The following is a 19,750-nucleotide window of genomic DNA, read 5'->3' as shown; positions in this document are numbered from 1 at the left end:
ACGTTTATGGACTACATCATCATCGTAGCAGGTGGAAAAGGCCTGCGTATGGGGGGCGAGGTGCCCAAGCAGTTTTTACCCATCGGTGGCATACCTGTGCTGATGCGCACCTTGCAGCGCTTCCGCGACTATTCCAAGGATCTGCAGATCATCCTCGTGCTGCCCAAGGCGCAGCAGGACTACTGGCGCGAACTCTGTGCCACCTATCAGTTCGATGTGCCCTATCTGTTGGCCGATGGCGGACAGACCCGTTTCCACTCCGTGCAGAACGGCCTGGCACTGATTCCCGACGATGCACAGGGCGTGGTTGGCGTGCACGACGGTGTGCGTCCTTTCGTGTCGGTCGATGTGATTCGTGCCTGCTATGAGGCAGCGCGCAGCCACAAGGCCGTGATTCCCGTCACCCCCGTTGTTGAGACCTTGCGCCATGTGGGCGAGGGTAATGTCTATCGTGCTGACTACCGCTTGGTACAGACCCCGCAGACGTTCGATATACAACTGCTGAAGGCCGCCAATCAGCAACCCTATACCGAGTCTTTCACCGACGATGCCTCGGTGGTTGAGGCCTATGGCGAACAGGTGACCATGGTCGAAGGCAACCGCGAGAATATCAAGATCACCACACCTTTCGACCTAAAAATAGCAGAAACGCTGGTATAAGCCTCTTTTATGACCGACTTCCTCGAACAAGACATCACCTATCTGCCGGGCGTAGGCCCCACTCGCAAGAAGATGCTGGGCAAAGAGCTCGGTATCGAGACCTTTGGTGACTTGTTGGAGTATTATCCCTATAAGTATGTGGACCGCAGTCGTATCTACCAGGTGAGCGAGCTCACTGGCGACATGCCCTTTGTTCAGGTTGTGGGCCACATCCTCAGTTTCGAGACCTTTGAAATGGGACCGCGCAAGGAACGCGTCGTAGCCCACTTCACCGATGGCACCGGCATCATGGACTTGGTGTGGTTCAATGGCGGTCGCTATGCCAAGCAGAACTACAAGATTGGTACCGACTACCTGCTGTTTGGTCGCCCTTCGGTTTATGGCAACCGCATACAGGTGCAGCATCCCGACCTCGACGACGCCAGCAAGGTGGACACCACGGCCATGGGAATGCAGCCCTACTATAACACCACCGAGAAAATGAAGAAGGCGGGGCTCAACTCGCGGGCCGTGGAGCGACTTACCAAGACCCTCGTTGAGAAACTCCCCCCGTTGCCCGAGACCATCCCCGACTTCATCATCGCGCAGCATCACCTGATGAGTCGTGATGAGGCGCTGCGCAATCTGCATTATCCCCAGAACAGTCGTGACCTTGAAAAGGCGCGTGTGCGCATGAAGTTCGAAGAACTGTTCTTTGTCCAACTGAACATCCTGCGCTATGCCAGCGACCAGCGTCGCAAGTATCGCGGCTATGTGTTCAATCGTATTGGCGACATTTTCAATACGTTCTATCACCAGAATCTTCCTTTCCCCCTGACCGGTGCACAAAAGCGCGTGATGCACGAGATACGTCATGACCTGAGCAGTGGCCGACAGATGAACCGTCTGTTGCAAGGCGATGTGGGCAGCGGCAAGACGCTCGTGGCCCTGATGACCATGCTCATAGCCCTGGACAATGGCTTCCAGGCCTGTATCATGGCACCCACTGAAATCCTAGCCGAACAGCATCTGTCCACCATCAAGGCCTTCCTAAAGGATATGCCTGTGCGCGTGGAACTGCTGACGGGCATGGTGAAAGGCAAAAAACGAGAAGAGGTGCTGAACGGACTCCTGGACGGTAGTGTCCAGATACTGGTGGGCACGCATGCCGTTATCGAGGATGCTGTGCAGTTCCGGCAGCTAGGCCTTGCCGTTGTCGATGAACAGCACCGTTTTGGCGTGGCTCAGCGCGCCAAGCTGTGGGCCAAGAGTGCCAATCCCCCGCACGTGCTGGTGATGACCGCAACCCCCATTCCCCGTACGCTGGCCATGACGCTCTATGGCGATCTGGATGTCAGCGTCATCGACGAACTGCCACCCGGACGAAAGCCCATCCGCACCACCCACGTCTTCGACACCCGCATGACCACCCTCTACGACGGCATCCGTCAGCAGATACGTCAGGGGCGTCAGGTCTATATCGTGTTCCCATTGATTGAGGAGAGCGAGAAGATCGACCTGAAGAACCTGGAGCAGGGCTTCGAGGTGCTACGCCAGGCCTTCCCCGAGTTCCGTCTGAGTCGTGTGCACGGCAAGATGAAACCCAAGGAGAAGGAAGACGAGATGCAGAAGTTTGTCAGCGGTGAGACCCAGATTCTCGTGGCCACCACCGTGATCGAGGTGGGTGTCAACGTGCCCAATGCGTCGGTGATGGTCATCCTTGATGCTCAGCGCTTTGGCCTCTCACAGCTGCATCAGCTCAGGGGTAGGGTGGGCCGTGGTGCCGACCAGTCGTATTGCATCCTCGTCACCACCTATAAGCTCAGTGAAGACACTCGCAAGCGCATCGACATCATGTGCGAGACCAACGATGGCTTCCGTATTGCCGAAGCCGACCTAAAACTGCGTGGCCCCGGCGATTTGGAGGGAACCCAGCAGAGTGGCATGGCCTTCGATTTGAAGATTGCCGACATCGCCCGCGATGGTCAGATCGTGCAGATGGCACGCGACACCGCACAGGCAATTATCGACGAGGATCCCACCTGCGAGTCGCCAAAGTTTCAACTGTTGTGGGATCGCCTGAAACAGCTTCGTAAAACGAATGTCAATTGGTCTGCCATTTCCTAACATGCAGAAAATGAATAAATTAAAAGATGTTAAGTCTTATTAATTTACGGTTGGCTTGTATGTTTTTCTCATATTTATTTATTATCTTTGCATCCAACAAAACCAAAACAACCGTAACCTCGGGTAATTTATAGAGAATGAATAAACTTATTTTTTGTACCATTTTAAGTCTTGCGATGTCCGCCACAACCGTGTTCGGACAGACCACAAAGTCACAACCTTTAACCCTCGAAGAAGCAATGAGCGAAGTTGAAGATGTGTATGAGGTGGGCGCAGACGAGGAGATCGACAACTTCGACTTTCTCTATGATGGCAAAGAATCTTTCAAATACGATAGAACAATGGTCGATAACCTCATGAACGAGGCTTATAAGCACCTGGGTGCACGCTACCGTCTTGGCAGCAAGGGTCCCAATGCGTTCGACTGTTCGGGCTTCACCAGCTACGTCTATCGCCAGAGCAATATGAATATCGGCAACTCTTCTCGCGACCAGTATGCGCGCAACATCCCCGTGAAGCGCAGCGAGATGCAGCCCGGTGACCTTGTGTTCTTCACCAGTCCCCGTTCGGGTCGCGGTGTGGGCCATGTAGGTATTGTGATCGATTATAATCCTGTCACACAGGTGTTCACCTTCATTCATGCCAGCACAAAGGATGGCGTGAAGGTCAGCAAATCGACCGATGGCTATTACAGCCGCCGCTTCGTAGGCGTACGCCGTGTGCAGTAGTGCACAATAAGAAATGAGAAAAACGATCTTTACCACCCTTACTGTCATGGCTGCCAGCTTGCTGAGCAGCCATGCTGACACTTTAACGGTAGCTATGGTTGGCGACATCATGATGGGCACGACCCATCCTACAGTGATGCTCCCGGCCAACGATGGCGCCAATCTCTTTAAAGATTCAAAATCCATTCTGCTGCGGGCCGACCTGGCCGTAGGCAACCTTGAAGGTGTGCTCTGCGATGGTGGCACCAGCACCAAAAGTGGCGGCCCTGGCAGCTATTCCTTTCGCATGCCCACCAAGTATGCACCGCGCCTCAAGGAGGCAGGCTTCGACTTCCTGAGCATGGCCAATAACCATGCCAACGACTTCGGGTTGGAAGGCATCGAGTCCACCGAGCGCTGTCTCGACGAGCAGGGCATCCTCTATGCTGGCATTGCCGGCAGGAAGGAGTGTGCTGTCGTGGAGCGTCATGGGCGGAAGATAGGACTCTGTGCCTTCGGTCATAATCACTACACCGTGCGCCATATCGATTTTGACAATGTGGCACGCATCGTTGACTCGCTGGTCAGCACGTGCGACATCGTCATCGTGTCGTTTCACGGCGGTGCCGAGGGGCGCGACAAGTGTCATCTCCCCGATGGCCCCGAGTCGTTCCTGGGTGAGAATCGCGGTTCCATTCGTGAGTTGGCACACTTCTGTATAGACCATGGAGCCGACATCGTCTATGGCCACGGTCCGCATGTGATGCGTGCCGTCGAGGTCTATAAGGATCGCTTTATAGCCTACAGTCTGGGCAACTTCTGCACACCGTATAATGTGAGCCTTGTCGGCATCTCCGGTCAGGCACCACTGGTGGTGGTAGGCATCGATGAAAACGGACGTTTTCTGAAAGGCTGCGTCTATCCCATGACGCAGACGCGAGGCGTCGGTCCGCGCCACGACAAGACCGGTAATCTTATCAAACAGTTGCGTATGCTCACCGAGTGCGATGTGCCTCATAGTCAGGCCCGTATCGATGAAAAAGGCCGTATTTTACCCTTGAAATAGTGTAAAAATGCAACTTTTATGTTAAAAGACCCCAAAAGATACCTTATTAATTTGGAGGGAATAGATTATTTTTTGTAACTTTGCAGCGTATTTTTTTGTACACATAACTTTACTTAATCAATTAAGGAATGTTTAAAACAATAAGAAAAATAGCCCTTGTGGCATTAGCCTCTATCTCAGTGATTCCAGCTGCTGGTCAAGATCTATTGGCCAGTCAGGCACCTATTGATCGCAAGATGAGAGCTATAGATTCAATAGCATTGCAGCGCATGCTCGACTACGAAGTTTACGAGTCGCCCGCAGCCAGCCTCTACAACGATTGGAACAACCGTTATGCCCACCAGGCTACGCAGTTGCCCGACTCGTTCCGCATCAACCTGCGAGACTTCTGCATGCCAACCAACAGCCGCATCATCACCTCTAATTTCGGTGCCCGTTGGGGCCGTCAGCACAAAGGACTGGATATCAAGGTGTACATTGGCGACACCATCCGTGCTGCATTTACCGGTAAGGTGCGCATCGTGCGCTATGAGCCAAAGGGCTATGGCAAATACGTGGTGATTCGCCACAGCAACGGACTGGAGACCATCTATGGTCACATGTCCAAGCATCTGGTAGTTGAAAACCAGGAGGTTCGCGCTGGCGATCCTATCGGTCTGGGTGGTAACACCGGTCGTAGCACCGGTTCGCACCTGCACTTCGAGACCCGTCTCTGCGGTGTAGCCCTGAACCCAGCGCTGATGTTCGACTTCCACAATCAGGACGTCACAGGCGATTTCTACACCTTCCGCAAGAGCACATACAATGCAGAGTCGGCTCAGGCCACTCGTCTGCGTGGCACCGGTGGTGAGTATCGTGGCGGTGATGGTCTCGAGGAGAACATGAACCGTGCCACGGCCAGCAAGCGCCAGAGCCGTGAGGTGCAGGCTGCTCGCTATCACAAAGTGGCAAAGGGCGAGACCCTTTCGGCCATTGCTCGCAAGCATCGCACCTCGGTGAATGCCATCTGCAAGTTGAACCGCATCAGCACCAATGTGCGCCTGATGCCCGGACAGATCTTGAAATACTAATCAATCATCATCCGATATGAAGGAGCAAGCACTTAGAGGCTTGCTCTTTTTTTGTTGTTTCGGCCTCCCCCCCAGCCCCTCTCCGAAAGACGAATAGACTAGTGGGAGCAGTACAAGCTCCGTAGAAAGACCGAAACGACTGCTCGTTACTTCCCTTTTAAAGGTCAATAGTGGCACTTTTACGTGCTCATAGTGGCATTCTCACGTGCCAATAGTTACGCTTTTACGTGCCAATAGTGGCACTTTTGCATCCATTCTAGAGTCTAGAAACCCCATTTCTAGACTCTAGAATGGGTTGTTTTAAAGTCTAGAAGTAGTAGTTCTAGAGTCTAGAAATGGCCGTTCTAAACTCTAGAACCAAAACTATAGTTTTTGTTCTAGCCCCTGGAACTGCCACTTCTAGCCCCTGAATCAACCACATCCAGGGGCTGAAACGACCGCATCTAGCCCCTGGAATGGCGCTGGCCAGGGGCTAGATGCGGAGCAAAACTTACCGAATTGCATCGCAAAACTTACCGAATTGCATCGCAAAACTTACCGAATTGCATCGCAAAACAAAAGGTATTGCATCGTCAAACTGCCACTTTTCCGCTAGAAAGGTGCCAGTTTTCTATTAAGTTGTAACTGGAGCATGCAGGCATCAAAGTGATTAATTTCAGAGAAAAAATTAGGGCGTAATGTACCATGGTTCGGGAAAATAATGTATCTTTGCAGGTGAACTATTATACCTATTATTTAAAGAATAACATGATCATGAACAAAAAATTATTGAAGCTGACTGCCGGTTTACTGTTCCTGTGCACCATAGCAGTTGTTATTGTGAGCTGTCGGTCGGAAGCTAAAAATGAAGAAGAGGTCGTTTCTCAAGAGTTGATCCGCACCAGTCAGAGTTGGGACGGCGTGGAACTGCCCGACTATCTGCAGGGACGCCCCGAACTGGTGGCTGTGAAATATGTGTTTCCTGCCGGTAAGAAGCTGGGCTGGCACCATCATCCCGTGATGAACTACGGCATTCTGGTGCAGGGCGAACTGACCATCATCGGGCTGGACGGCACCGAAAAGACGGTGCACGAGGGTGAGGCCGTTGTAGAGATGGTGAACACCATACACCATGGCGAGAACCGCGGGTCGAAACCCGTCATCCTCTATATGTTCTACCTCTCGCAGAAAGAGCTGCCGCTAGCGGTGCAGCATCCTGAGATACCACTTTAAGCGAGAACACCTTATATAATATAAGTATGACGAGGGATGAAGTGAACCCAGAAAGTTGGACACAACTGAAAGGTTCATAATGAAAAAGAATTGACGGCACTATCCAAGGAGGATAATGCCGTCAAGTTAATCGATAGAGCTATATCTTATAGTTTCTCTAGTTTAAGTGTACCATCTGCGCCAACTAAGGTTACAGTGGCCTGTGAGCCTGTTGTCCAACCATTGGTTTCAACAGTGGCCTGGATGTCGCCATCTTCAGTAAGATGAATCACCAGTTCCTTTGTTGTAGCATTCCAATCATAAGTGTCTGCATGAGCGTCACCCTCTGTGTAGAACTCGTTATTGTTGGCAAATACCAATACGCCACCGATTCTTGGACCATTGAAGTTTACATCAGTTACCTTCCAACGACCGAGGATGCCCTCTGAAGGAATCGTGTAGTCTTTCCTCATCATCGTAACACCTGCGAAGTCAACACCATCTTGCATCATGCGACCTTCTCCGTTCAGCACATTGCCGCCTTGTACGGCTATCGCTTTCAGCTCGGCCTTTGATCCATTTACTTGGTATGTCCATTCTGCACGGATACGTCCCTTGCTGTCGTAACTCGATGTGAAGGTAATGTTTTCTCTTTGAGATCGCTCATCGTAGTAGTAACCTGTTCCATCCTCGTTGAATACTATTGTAATACCTTCGCTGTTGTTAACGTTTCCTTCATCATAAAGAAATATCCAAGTACCAATAATCTCTCGAGCTTGTACTTCTCCTGGGTCACCGCCTCCACCTTCACCACTCTGGATGATGTCATTACTAGACTTCTTCTCGAGGATAAGGGTGTAGTTATTATCGGATTCAGATACCAGCATGCTGATTTTACCATCTGAGCGCATGCTCAATACAGCGGTACCTGATTTTACTCCTTCGAAAGAGGGAGTTAAAAGACCTGTGGCTGGAATGTAGGAATATCTGCCAGTATTCACTTCACCTATACCACCCAGCTGCATCTTCATCACACCATTGCTGGCCATGTAGAATAATGTGCCTTTGGTGGGACCATTCTGAGTAACAGGTGACGAAACTACTTCCCAAGTGCCCACAATTGATGAGGAAGAGGGCGCATTGGGATTAATGGGATCATCACTGTCATCACCACATGCAGTAAACACATAAGTACTCATCACAACTACTATGATAGCACACATCCATTTAAACATTATTTTCATAATTTAAGAGTTTTGGTTAGTAATTAAAAATATTGCGCTGTTTGGGAACAAATATAGTAATTATTTTCTTTGTAATGAAATTAATATCAAAAAACTCTCGCTTATTCCCTTTATTTTTAATGTTTATTTACTAAAAACGGGTGGTAGGGTGTGAATATTTATTTCCAAACAAGAATATTTTGTAGATAACTGGAAAAACTCGCGTGGCTTTTCCATGCGGTTTATACAAAAAAAAGTGGGTTGTTTTGCATTGTAATTAAAATAAATTATATATCTTTGCAAAAATTAACTAGTGAATACGATATTTATACCTTTCTTACTATGACTACAAAATATCAATCCGCTTTTGTGCAACAGTGGCAGATGTTGCTGGTGGCACTATTCGTATGGTTGGTGCCAAAGCAGGCTATGGCTACTTACGTTGATGAAACCTATAATTATAGTGTTACACTCAACGGTACGAACATGGTTAAGATTCAAGTGCCCGTATATGATCAAGAAAGTGCCGACTGCTGGGTGAACGATGGTTATCTGAAGGTGTCGTGGGATGGACAGACGAAGACCCTGTTCCACTGGTATCGTAATGGTGATACCGATAGTGACAGCAAGGACATCTGGGTTCATTTCTCAACCGGAGTTGGGGGCGAAATCGATGTTACTCAGGGTAATTCGGCCAACCACTTCACTTTGACGTCGGCAAATGGGGATATAGAACGTCTTATCTATAGAAACTCTGACGGAAAGACCTATGCCATCTATGCCGTGTGGCGCTTGCCTTACGACATGCTTGGTAAGAAACTGACGTTTACGTGGGATGTGAAACGCGACGGAAACAGTCGTAGTGAAGAGCATGTGAAGGGACTCAACGACGTAACGATTACTATGCCAAAAGCTGCCGATGTGGTTTTTCCGCAAGTTACTGAGGCTACCTTGGCCTATAGTGAACAGGGAAAATTGGAGATTCCTTGGTTCATTGCATCTACGAACATTACGTCGGCACGCTATGAATTTACCGGCGACAATGGTCAGGTGGTGAGCGAGTCTCTGCCCACCAATATGAATAGTGGAACTATTTATCTTGATGCAACAAAACCTCATAACAATTTCCGTATCATAGTATCTTATAGGGACAATAATAATTACCTGATTGAGAACATACCATCAAAGACGCAGAATCTGAAGATGATTCATGCGCCTATTGGTTTCACTGCCACACCGATGGGCGACCACAAGGCAAAGGTAAAGCTGATGTGGAACATCTTGTATCCCAACGCAAACGACTTGATGGATGTGGACTTCTTTGAGGTGCAGCGTTCGCTGACGGGTAAAGAAAGCGATTTTACCACTATCGGAACAGTTGAATTTGCCGCCGACGAACAGAACTATACCTATATCGACAGCACCCTTGTGGATGCCATTGCTGAAGGACATTTGACGGGTGGTGGCACGCTGGAGCATCTGACCTACCGTATTCGTCGTACTGCTACCCAGACATGGGGATGGAACGGCAACCCTGCCTCGGCCTCGGCTTCGTGTGTAGTCGATGACATACACTTGCTGACCATTGACAACTATACTGCTAAATGGGAAGACGAACGAGCCTATACCGTGCGCGTTAATTGGGAGTATGGCGACGAGTACAATGCCGTATGGGACAAACGTGCGGAGATGAAGTTGCGCGTAACATCGGTCAACCGAAAGAAAGAACCCGTGGATACTGCCGTCTATGTGCTTACAGCCGATGAACGCGACAATCGCTACAAGGTGATCAGCCTCTCGCGCCCCTGTGTGGACTATCATATTGAGATGTTTGTGGACCGTGGTACCTCGCCCCTGTGTACATGGGACAAGCTGGAACCCTACTATTTCCCTATTCGCAGTGCTGCCGACTGGCAGACCTTCGATGAGAAGATAGCCAGTGCCAAGGGTGAGCGCGACATCAACGCGCGCCTGTATGCCGACATCACAATCACGTCCAGTGTGGGCTTTAGTACGGCTCCCTTCCGCGGACACTTTGATGGCAACGGCCATACGCTGACCGTGAATATGTCTGGTTTTGCCGACTATTGTGCGCCGTTCCGCTATGTTAAGGATGCCACTATCAAGAATCTGAAAGTCAAAGGCAGTCTCTCCTCGTCGAGTAAGTTCACCGCGAGCATCGTTGCCGGCGTTATTGGTGGCACGAACGTCATTGAGAATTGTGCATCAACAGCAACCGTCCATAGCAGCATCACTGGTGATGCCACCAATGGTGGTCTTGTTGCTTATCTGACCTCTGGTACGCTGTCCATTACCAATAGTTATTTTGGTGGTAAGTTTACAGGTGATAATTGCTATGCCAATGGTGGTCTCATAGGTTATATGAACCCGAACACCACTGCCACAGTGACTAATTGCTATTTTGCACCTACCGAGATATCTACGCAGAAACAGAACTGCGCAACCTATGCCCGATGTGGAGGCAATGCAAAGTTGATCGTGATTAACAGCTATTGCTCCATGGTTTACGAACCAGATAAGAGTACGGTCACCATTGATGGCGCGGAGTATATGGTGCTTCGTACAAGTAGTGACTGGGATGCATTCAGAGCCAAAGTGGAAGCTGCTAAGGGAAATAGCGATGTTAATGCCATCATGGATGCAGACTTCAGTACCGTCTATAGCTGTGCCATGAACTATCCGTTCCGTGGTGTGTTCAATGGAAATGGCCATACTCTCACAGCGAATATAGAAGGAGGTAGCGAGGCTTATATTGCACCATTCCGCTATGCCAAGGACTGTACTATCAAGAACTTGATTGTAGGTGGAGAGGTGAAAGGTGGTAATTGTTCAGCTGGTCTCGTGGGCTCATTAGAAGGTTCTCCAACGGTTAGACTTGAAAATCTATATCTGAAAAACAGTGTTACGACCGTCCAGAACTATGTTGGCGGTGTTGTGGGACATACGCATGGTGCTAATATCGTCATGGAAGACTGTAAGTCCTATGGCTATGTTTATGCTGTTGGAAGTGATTCTTACGGTGGCGCTGTGTTTGGATGGGGACATGGTGGAAGTTGGACCTTGCATCGTGTTTATGAGTTTGTTAGTTTCAGTGGTATAAATCATGCTGCATTCAGTTTTTGGAATAATCAAAGTAACAACACAATACATAAGTGGGGGTACAACGACGCCTCTACTACTTGTGTCTCATACCATGATTTTGATGAGGTTAAGGCTGAGTATCGTAGCACCTATGGCTCTGACGCACTCGTTATTTTTAATCGTGAGCTAAGCGGTTCATGGGATAATAAAAGTGGTGCTATCCTACCTGTCATGGATGTCCTGAATATAGGTGCAGATAATGATATGAATGCCGATGCTTTGCTTAACGCCTTTGGTGGCGGATGGAAGAAGGAAAACAAAACTGTTGTTCCTGTTGTTACGACTTTCTATGCATACTCGGCTACGTCTGCGTCAACATGTCCTACGTTCTACCATGAAAGCATGGGTAAGATAGAGAAGACACTTAAGACCGAGACTCGTCAGAGCAGTGTGCTACTGACTTGGGAAACCGATGAAAATCCTGTGGACTACTTCATGGTGTTGCGTCGTGAGAAAGGTGCTGGCGACAACGACTGGACAACGGTGGAGAGCAACATCGACCAGAAAAGCTATGAGGATAAAAGCGTTTCTCCGTTGATGGACTATGAATATAAGGTACGTGCGATCAATGACTGCGAGGGCATAAGCTATACGGAGACTGAAGTGGAAGAGGGTGCCTGCAAGCACACCGGACTCTTGGAGGGTTATGTGCGTTTCAATGATGGCACGGGTGTGGATGGTATTGTTGTGGAAATAGTCCCCACGTCGGAGGAAGACCGTGCGCAACCAGATGCCATCAGAAAGGTGAAGACCGACGAAAGTGGTTACTTCGTGGCCGACGACCTGTCTTACTTCGGAAAGACGAGTGTCTCTTACGATGTGACTCCTGTTTCCACGGGTAATATCAGGTTGGAAAACGGTCAGTCTTCCGTGACTTTCAATAACATGTCTAATCATGAAACGGTAAAAGATTTTACGATCACGAATGGTCTTCAGTTCAATGCCTATGTGATGTACGATGGTACGAGCATTCCTGTGAAGGGCGTACGCTTCCGTGTGAATGGAAAACTGCTTCACAATGCTAAGGGCGACTATGTAGAAACCGACTTCGAGGGACACGTTCAGTTCCAGGTGCTTAATAACACGCTTAGCAAGATTCAGGCCGTGATGGATCATCACACTTTCACCAATGGCGGCTGGTATAAGAGTGCGGATGGCGTGGTGCTGACCGATAAGGTGGGAAAGACCTATTTCTACGACTCTACGTTGGTGAAACTCACAGGTCGTGTGGTTGGCGGTAAGGACCAAGGCAACTTGCCTTTGGACAATAACCTGTCGCGCAACAACCTTGGAGATGACTTGTCAATGGTACTCACCTTGGAGGGCGATAATACATCATGGTTGGTCTATGACAACCAGAACACCGGCGTCACGAAGCGTAACATCACGTTCGATCATCCCGCTGGTGGCGGACATAAGACCACCGTTGAGATGCAGCGCAAACGTATGGTTGTAAAGCCCGACTCCTTGACTGGCGAGTATGTGCTCATGTTGCCACCTGTGCGATGGAAGGTGCAGCAGGTGTATTGCGAGGGCTACTCCACACTGTTCCAGGATGGCCAGGTGAGCGAGGTTATCGACCTCACGGAATGTCTTATCCCCGACACCATCAAGTATGAAGGCTCTTTCATCGATGTTGATGGACACGGCGTTTATCAGCCTACTGAAATCTACAACTATCGCTATAACCGCATCTATCATGCTCCTGTAGAGATTACTTACCGTCAGTTGGGGTATGATACGTTCGACTATTTCGGCGATAAGAGCTATATGGCCCAGACACTTGGCGGTGATAAGATAGAGGTTCCGCTGGCTGGTCAGAAGTATGACGGCTATTCGAATTACACAAACCCATTCGACATTTATACTCACACAGCTAAACTGAATGGACAACAGGCAAGCCATGCGGGAATAGGAACGGATATATATGCTAACCTGTTTGATGGAGATTCAAACACCAAGTGGTGTGTTGTCTCCAACTCTAGTAACTGGTGGGTCAACTTCAAAGCTGATAAACCTGTCAGCGTAAGTTCGCTCGACCTGACTACCGGCAATGATAGTCAAAAATACGATGGACGCAATCCCAAGGGTATGCGATTGCTGGCTCGTGCTGCAGAGACCGATGAGTGGACAACACTGTATGAAACCAACAATGCTGGCATAGAGGCCTACAACCTCAAAACCTATAGTTATAAGATTGCCAACCGCAATTTCTATCAATTCTTCCGCTTGGAAATTCTTACGACCAACTGGGGTAATATCGGCACCTATGAGGGCTATGAGGTACAGTTGGGTGAGCTGGCGCTGACCTGTAGGGGAGATGCCGACAATAAGCCGGAAGAAGACCATGGGCCAGAACCCTTGTTGAGCAGCAGTGCATACTATACCTTCGGTTATCCCGTATTCAGCCTGGAACGTAAGTATCCTATTCAGATTTCTGTTGTGGAGCGCTATCCGTGGAACGGCGTGAAGGGTAGTAAGAAGGAAGATTTGGTAAGAATTGGCGGTGGAAAGGTGATTGTTCACAACGGCATGAAGAACGGTCTTCATCAAGACTTTGTGACGCTTGATAGCCTAGGCCAGGGCGTGTTCCTGCTGGAAGCAGAACAAACCACGCGCCTATTGACTAAGGATGATGCCCTGCGTACTGTGACCATGACACTGGAACAAGACGGTACCACCTATGAGGCAGAACCTTTGAAGGGCTATATCCTGAACATGTTTGCCACCGGTGGTTCAAAGGATGCCATCTCTACAGACGAACCACTCCTGATCGATATCTTGCGTGACCCGCCAGGCGGCAGTTCCACTGCAACATTGTCGAAGGGATCAAAACTGAAGTACAACTATACCGTAGATATGAAGTTCAAGGCTGGTGTGGAACTGACGTTTGGTACGGGTACCGCACTGGATAACTATTCGGGCGTTATAGCCGGTGTAGCCGAGTATGGTCTGATAAACTCAGGCTCGTCGCAGAACTGGATAGACCTTGATATTATCTTCAGTGGCACGGGTAAGAAGGGCTATTCCTATACGATGAACGTGGCCGAGGATATCACCACCAGTAGTGCTCCTACGATGGTGGGTGCTGATGCCGACGTGTATATCGGCGTGGTACAGAACATGATTGTTACTCCGATGTCCACAATTCGCGCTATTCCTGACAGTATCTACAAACACATGTTAGGACGACTGGGTGGCAGTACCTTGGCAACTGGTAATACGCTGAAGTACGGCTCTCTGGTACATATTGCTGAAGGACGTGACGCTTACGACTCTGTATATCACTTGGTACGCGACGAATCGCTGGCCTATGGTCCACAAGTGACATCGCAGTTTGCACACTCGCAGAAGTACATCGTGTCAGAGCTGCTGCCTAAGTTGGCAAACGAAATCCACGCAATGCTATTCACCGGTACAAAGGATGAGGCGCAAAAGTTGGCTGATGCTACGGGCAAGGCCGTCTATTGGTCAAAGGTGGAACCCACACACGAGGACTTTGGCGTGGAATACGACGTTGTTCGTCCAACGGGCGTGACAGGAGGAATCGATGAACTGGCGCAGAAACAGAATGTGTTCTTGGCGTGGGTGAAGATGATAGGTGAGAACGAATATGAGAAGTTGAGCGCCTATGATCTTGTTGCTAACTACGACGTGGACGGTGGTTCCAAGGTGACGTATAATGAAACGTTCGAGAGCGAATATAGCGTAGCACAGAATATCAACTATCCGTTTACCACGGCCGACTATTTTGGCGATGATGGAACTGACCGTTACGACAGACTTGCAGCGGCAGGCGCTACCTTGTTGTCGCAACCCGCACTGGCATCTGTCTTTAAAATGCTGTCAAAGCAACTGGGCTTTGGCGAGGTTGTTAAGGATGGCGTAAAGGAGAATAACAAGGCTGGCATTGGCAGTGTAGAGATGAAATTTGCTGGCGTGGCATTCAAGTTTGGTATCGTACCTGTGATCGACTACTCAAGTATCGGCACTTATGGGACAACCCATAACTTCACTCGTAAGGAGAGCTTTACAATATCAATGGATCCCAAGAGCCATCTGAACCTGGATGTGTTCCGTGTAAGAACGCTGGCTAACGATACTTTGAAGTCAGTGAATGCAGATAACTTTGACGTGTTCCACAATGCTAATTTCGATGACTGGATGGAGTGTGTCAACCACCACGTGAGTGGGGGCGTGGACTATAGAGATGCGATATATCCACGCAGCTTCATCTATCGCACACGTAGTGGCGCAACCTGTAATCCATGGGAAGACGAGCGACGCACGCTGGCCTATCGCCCGGGAACGCTGCTCGATGAACGTACAAAGAAAATCAGTAATCCAAAGATTACGCTTGACCGACAGAGTTTGAGTGGTATAGCCATTAATGACCCAGCTCGCTTCAAGGTATATCTGACCAACGAGAGTGAGCAACCGGAAGCGGCTACTGGTGGCCTGACATTGTTCTCCTTCTTCCTTGATGAAACGTCGAACCCCAATGGCGCAAAGATTTACGTGGATGGTACACCGCTCAACGGCAATGGCGTAACCATTGTTCTTTATCCAAATAAAGTGGTGGAGAAAACCATGGAGGTATATGCTGGTAGTGAGTTTGACTATGAGGGTATCACTCTTGGCGTAGCCTCCAACTCTGACTTCGCTAATACACAGAATAAGGTGAAGTTCGATGTACACTATCTGCGTCAGGCTGGGTCTGTGAATATCTCATCGCCAGGCGATAAGTGGGTCATGAATACCGATGCGCCATGGAACGAGAAGCGTGGCTGGTTCATTCCTATCACCATTGACGGATTCAACAAGCACCAGAAGAATTTTGACCACATCGAGTTCCAGTATAAAGAATCGATGCGCGGCGAAAACAGTTGGACGAACCTGTGTTCGTACTATGCCGACTCAACGCTGATGGCTCAAGCTAATGGCGTACGTGAGATGATTCCAGAGAATGGCAACATCATTACACAGTTCTATGGTGAAGGAACGGTGATGGAAAAAGCCTACGACCTTAGGGCCGTGCTCTACTGTCGTGATGGTAACTCGTTCCTGACTACGCCTTCGCGAATCATCAGCGGTGTGAAGGATACACGTCGGCCACAGTTGTTTGGAATGCCAGAGCCTAAGGATGGTACCATAACAAATAAAGACAATATTGTGTTCAACTTCTCTGAGGATATAGAATACAACTATTTGAACGACATCACCAATTTCGAGGTAAAGGGTGAGGTGAACAACGATAATATAACTGAGACGGTAAGTCTGGAGTTTAGCAATAATGCCAGCGTGGAGAGTGAGGCTCAACGCAATTTCAATGGTAAGAACCTGACCATCGACATGATGATTAAACCAAATGAGAGTGGCAGGGAAATGCCGCTGTTCTCGCATGGCACCAATGGCAAGAAACTTCAACTGTGGCTGACAGGGGATTATCATCTGAAGGCTGTTGTTGACGACCAGACATACACTTCGACCAAGGCCATCGCCAAGGGCGGCTTTACGCAGGTTGCCATGACCATTAGTCAAGATAGTGTGCTGACATTCTACAATGGTGGAGAAGAAATCGGTACCTCTAAGATGACGACGCTTTATACCGGCACAGGACCACTTATCTTTGGTAGAACAAATGAGACAGACCGCACAAAGAGTCAATACTACGAAGGACGTATGATGGAGGCTCGCTTGTGGTATCGCGCCCTTAGTGGCGGATTGCTGGGATCGACCTATGGTAGTCGTCGACTGACAGGATACGAGGTTGGTCTTGTGGATTATTACCCGATGAACGAAGGACACGGCGACTATGCTATGGACCACACGCAAGGCGCTAATGCACAGTTGAAGGGCGCATCGTGGGCCATGCCACACGGATTCTCGCTCTACCTGGACTGGGAAGATCGCGGACTGGCACTCAATCAGAACACCTTGAACCGAACAGCTGAACAAGACTATACGTTGATGTTCTGGTTCAAGACTGACTCAAAAGGCCGAGGCGTATTGCTAAGTAATGGTGCTGGAAGTGCTGACGAAGACAATGCAAGGAACCAGTTCAATATTGCTTTTGAAGCAGAGAAACTGATGTATAGAACTCATGGAATGGGTGTTGAAGTGCCTGGCGATTGGAGCGATAATCAGTGGCACCACTTTGCCATGACGGTGAAACGCTCTCATGGCGTGGCAAACATCTATGTGGATGCTGTTCTGCGCGCTAGCTTTGCTGCCGACTCTTTGGGAGGCATCAGTGGCGGACATCCTCTTGTTGGTGCAGCGCTCTCTGACAAGAAGAATGAACAGGGAAAGATTGAAACAGTCGATACTCGCAATTGGCTGAGAGGTTATATAGATGAGCTGTGCCTCTTCGAGCAGGCTCTGCCAGCAACAATGATCAAGAACTACTCGTCGAAGAGTCCTTGTGGTGATGAGATCGGACTGTTGACCTACCTGTCGTTCGACCACCAGGAACGTCAGTCGAATAATGACATCGAACTTGCACCTTATCCTTATAGCAGAAAGATATATAAGGATGAGAAGGGCGACACTCGTTATGAGTTAGACCCGCAGACAAAGGAACCGACGTCCATTCCAGTGCGCGACTATCCGTTTGCCGACGAGGTGAGCATCGAGACAGTCAAGGCACATATTGACGGTACGACGGCTGCACCTGTGGTGCCATACGAGGAACTGAAGAACCTGACCTACAGTTATGTGGGAAAGGACAATCAGGTACTTGTGAGTGTCGATGAACAGACCTCGCGCATCAATCGTTGTAACATCTATGTTACTCTGCGTGATATCGAGGATAAGAACGGCAATGCAATGGCATCGCCTCAGACAGCTTGCTATTACGTGAACAACAGTAATTTGGAATGGTGGCCTAACCGCGAGACAATGATAATATCTGCAGAAGAAGATAGCTTTAATGATGTTTACCTGAGCATTAGAAATAACAGTGCTGTGAGTCATACCTATACGATAGAGAACTGTCCGAAGTGGTTGCAACTGGAAAAATACAGCGATATCGTCGGTCCGAATGACTTTGCGCTTATAACTGGTACGGTGAGCAGAAATCTGAATGTTGGTACGTATGATGAGATTATCTATTTCTCCGACGAGGAGGGTGTCAGGGAACCACTCTATCTGAATGTTACCATTGAGGCAGAGAAACCTAACTGGGCACTCGATATTCCTGGCGACCTGCTTCAGTACTCTATGAATATCACAGGTCAAGTGTACCTCAACGACGAGATTGATATTGACACGCGTGACATCATTGGCGCATTCGATTATGAGGGGCAGTGCCACGGCTTTGCTCATATCGGACATTCGGCTCAGACTGATGATAATGGTCTCTATCTGACTGTCTATGACAACATCCCTAATGGTCGTAAGCTGCTTTTCAAGTTGTGGCAGTATTCTACTGGCAGGGAGCAGATGTTGAGAGCCGATGGTCAGGAATGGTTGGAGTTTAAGAAATCTACTGTCCTTGGCATCGACAAGCCTGTGCGCTTCGAGGGTACTAAGAGCTTCATCCAGACCTTCAACTTGAAGAAAGGTTGGAACTGGGTATCGTTCAACGTGTCTAGTGAGAAACTATTCAATCTGAATAATCTCCTCGACGGACTGCCATGGTGCGAGGGCGACGTGCTGACCGATATGAATACTGATCTGACGCTGCTTTATACTGACGGACACTGGTTGTCGTCAGGTGGTTTGAATAATGTCATGCTCTCTACACGTAAGGCTTACGCTATCAAGGTGCAGAATGATATCTCCTTCCCCGTTTCAGGAAGTATCATTAAGGCAGCCGACCAGCGAACCATTGAGGTGAAGAACGGGTGGAACGGTATTGGATATACGCCGATGATGAACCTGAGTGTTGAAACTGCTTTGAGTGACTATTACGACAAAGCAGAGGTGGGTGATGTGGTGAAGAGCCACAATGAGTTTGCTTACTTCGCACAAACCGGTGGCACAGGGCGCTGGCGTGGTAGTCTGCAGTATATGAAACCTGGCGAGGGCTATATGCTACTTCGCAAGAACAGTACACCCGTAACCTTCCGCTATCCGTTCTTCGAGGTTGGAAGCACGTTTGTCGATGAGTGGAACTACACCACAACGTTCAGGGCGCCTTCTGCTCAGCTTCGTTCTACGATGAATGTATCGGCTGTAGTCGATGGCTTCAGTCTTGAGGAAGACGATCGTCTGGTGGCTTACGCTAATGGAGAAAAGGTTGGAGAGGCCAAGGCGGCCCAGTCGCTTGCAAAGGACCACACGGATGCTCCTATCTTCTATCTCAGCATCAGTGGTGAAGCGCAGACGGGCATATGGTTCGCTATTGAACGCGATGATGAGATTGTAGCAAGCACGATGGAGCAGATGTCTTTCCGTGCTAATGCTGTGGTGGGCTCTCCTGACCAGCCTACAACAATCAGCTTTGCACGTAGTGACAATGCCGACGGCAAGTGGTATAGCATGAATGGTGTACAGTTGCCAAAGCGTCCTACGAAGAAAGGTATATATATATATAATGGTAATAAAGTCGTAATCAAATAA

The 19,750-nt window shown here is 49.1% G+C and carries 8 protein-coding genes; 7 read left to right on the top strand and 1 reads right to left on the bottom strand.

Features of this window, described 5'->3' with window-relative positions:
- Positions 1-6: 6 nt before the first annotated feature.
- From T433_RS0102265 to T433_RS0102235, 6 genes are all read left to right on the top strand, one after another.
- The gene (locus T433_RS0102265) at positions 7-660 is read left to right on the top strand and encodes a 2-C-methyl-D-erythritol 4-phosphate cytidylyltransferase (RefSeq protein ID WP_027454692.1); all 654 of its coding nucleotides are present in this window, start codon (positions 7-9) and stop codon (positions 658-660) included.
- A gap of 9 nt (positions 661-669) precedes the next feature.
- The gene (gene recG / locus T433_RS0102260) at positions 670-2,766 is read left to right on the top strand and encodes an ATP-dependent DNA helicase RecG (protein WP_027454691.1); all 2,097 of its coding nucleotides are present in this window, start codon (positions 670-672) and stop codon (positions 2,764-2,766) included.
- A 239-nt stretch (positions 2,767-3,005) separates the two neighbouring features.
- The gene (locus T433_RS14400) at positions 3,006-3,494 is read left to right on the top strand and encodes a C40 family peptidase (protein ID WP_052356948.1); all 489 of its coding nucleotides are present in this window, start codon (positions 3,006-3,008) and stop codon (positions 3,492-3,494) included.
- Positions 3,495-3,507: 13 nt separating this feature from the next.
- Positions 3,508-4,539, top strand: coding sequence for a CapA family protein (locus tag T433_RS14395; protein WP_081778322.1), 1,032 nt, complete (start codon positions 3,508-3,510; stop codon positions 4,537-4,539).
- 128 nt (positions 4,540-4,667) lie between these two features.
- The gene (locus T433_RS0102240; protein WP_027454689.1) at positions 4,668-5,609 is read left to right on the top strand and encodes a M23 family metallopeptidase; all 942 of its coding nucleotides are present in this window, start codon (positions 4,668-4,670) and stop codon (positions 5,607-5,609) included.
- Positions 5,610-6,362: 753 nt separating this feature from the next.
- Positions 6,363-6,821: a cupin domain-containing protein gene (locus tag T433_RS0102235; RefSeq protein WP_231478016.1), complete on the top strand. Its 459-nt coding sequence runs from the start codon at positions 6,363-6,365 to the stop codon at positions 6,819-6,821.
- Between the two features lie 146 nt (positions 6,822-6,967).
- Here the strand turns inward: T433_RS0102235 and T433_RS0102230 are convergent, their stop codons facing one another.
- Complete coding sequence (locus T433_RS0102230) at positions 6,968-8,044, bottom strand: hypothetical protein (RefSeq protein ID WP_155808293.1); 1,077 nt, start codon at positions 8,042-8,044, stop codon at positions 6,968-6,970.
- 321 nt (positions 8,045-8,365) lie between these two features.
- Between T433_RS0102230 and T433_RS0102225 the strand changes: the two genes are divergently transcribed.
- Positions 8,366-19,750: a LamG-like jellyroll fold domain-containing protein gene (locus T433_RS0102225; protein WP_155808291.1), complete on the top strand. Its 11,385-nt coding sequence runs from the start codon at positions 8,366-8,368 to the stop codon at positions 19,748-19,750.

The organism is Xylanibacter brevis ATCC 19188, from assembly GCF_000621725.1.
Taxonomy (GTDB): Bacteria; Bacteroidota; Bacteroidia; order Bacteroidales; family Bacteroidaceae; genus Prevotella; species Prevotella brevis.
The sequence above is the reverse complement of the archived record's forward strand: the minus strand, read 5'-3'. Positions and strand labels throughout refer to the sequence as shown.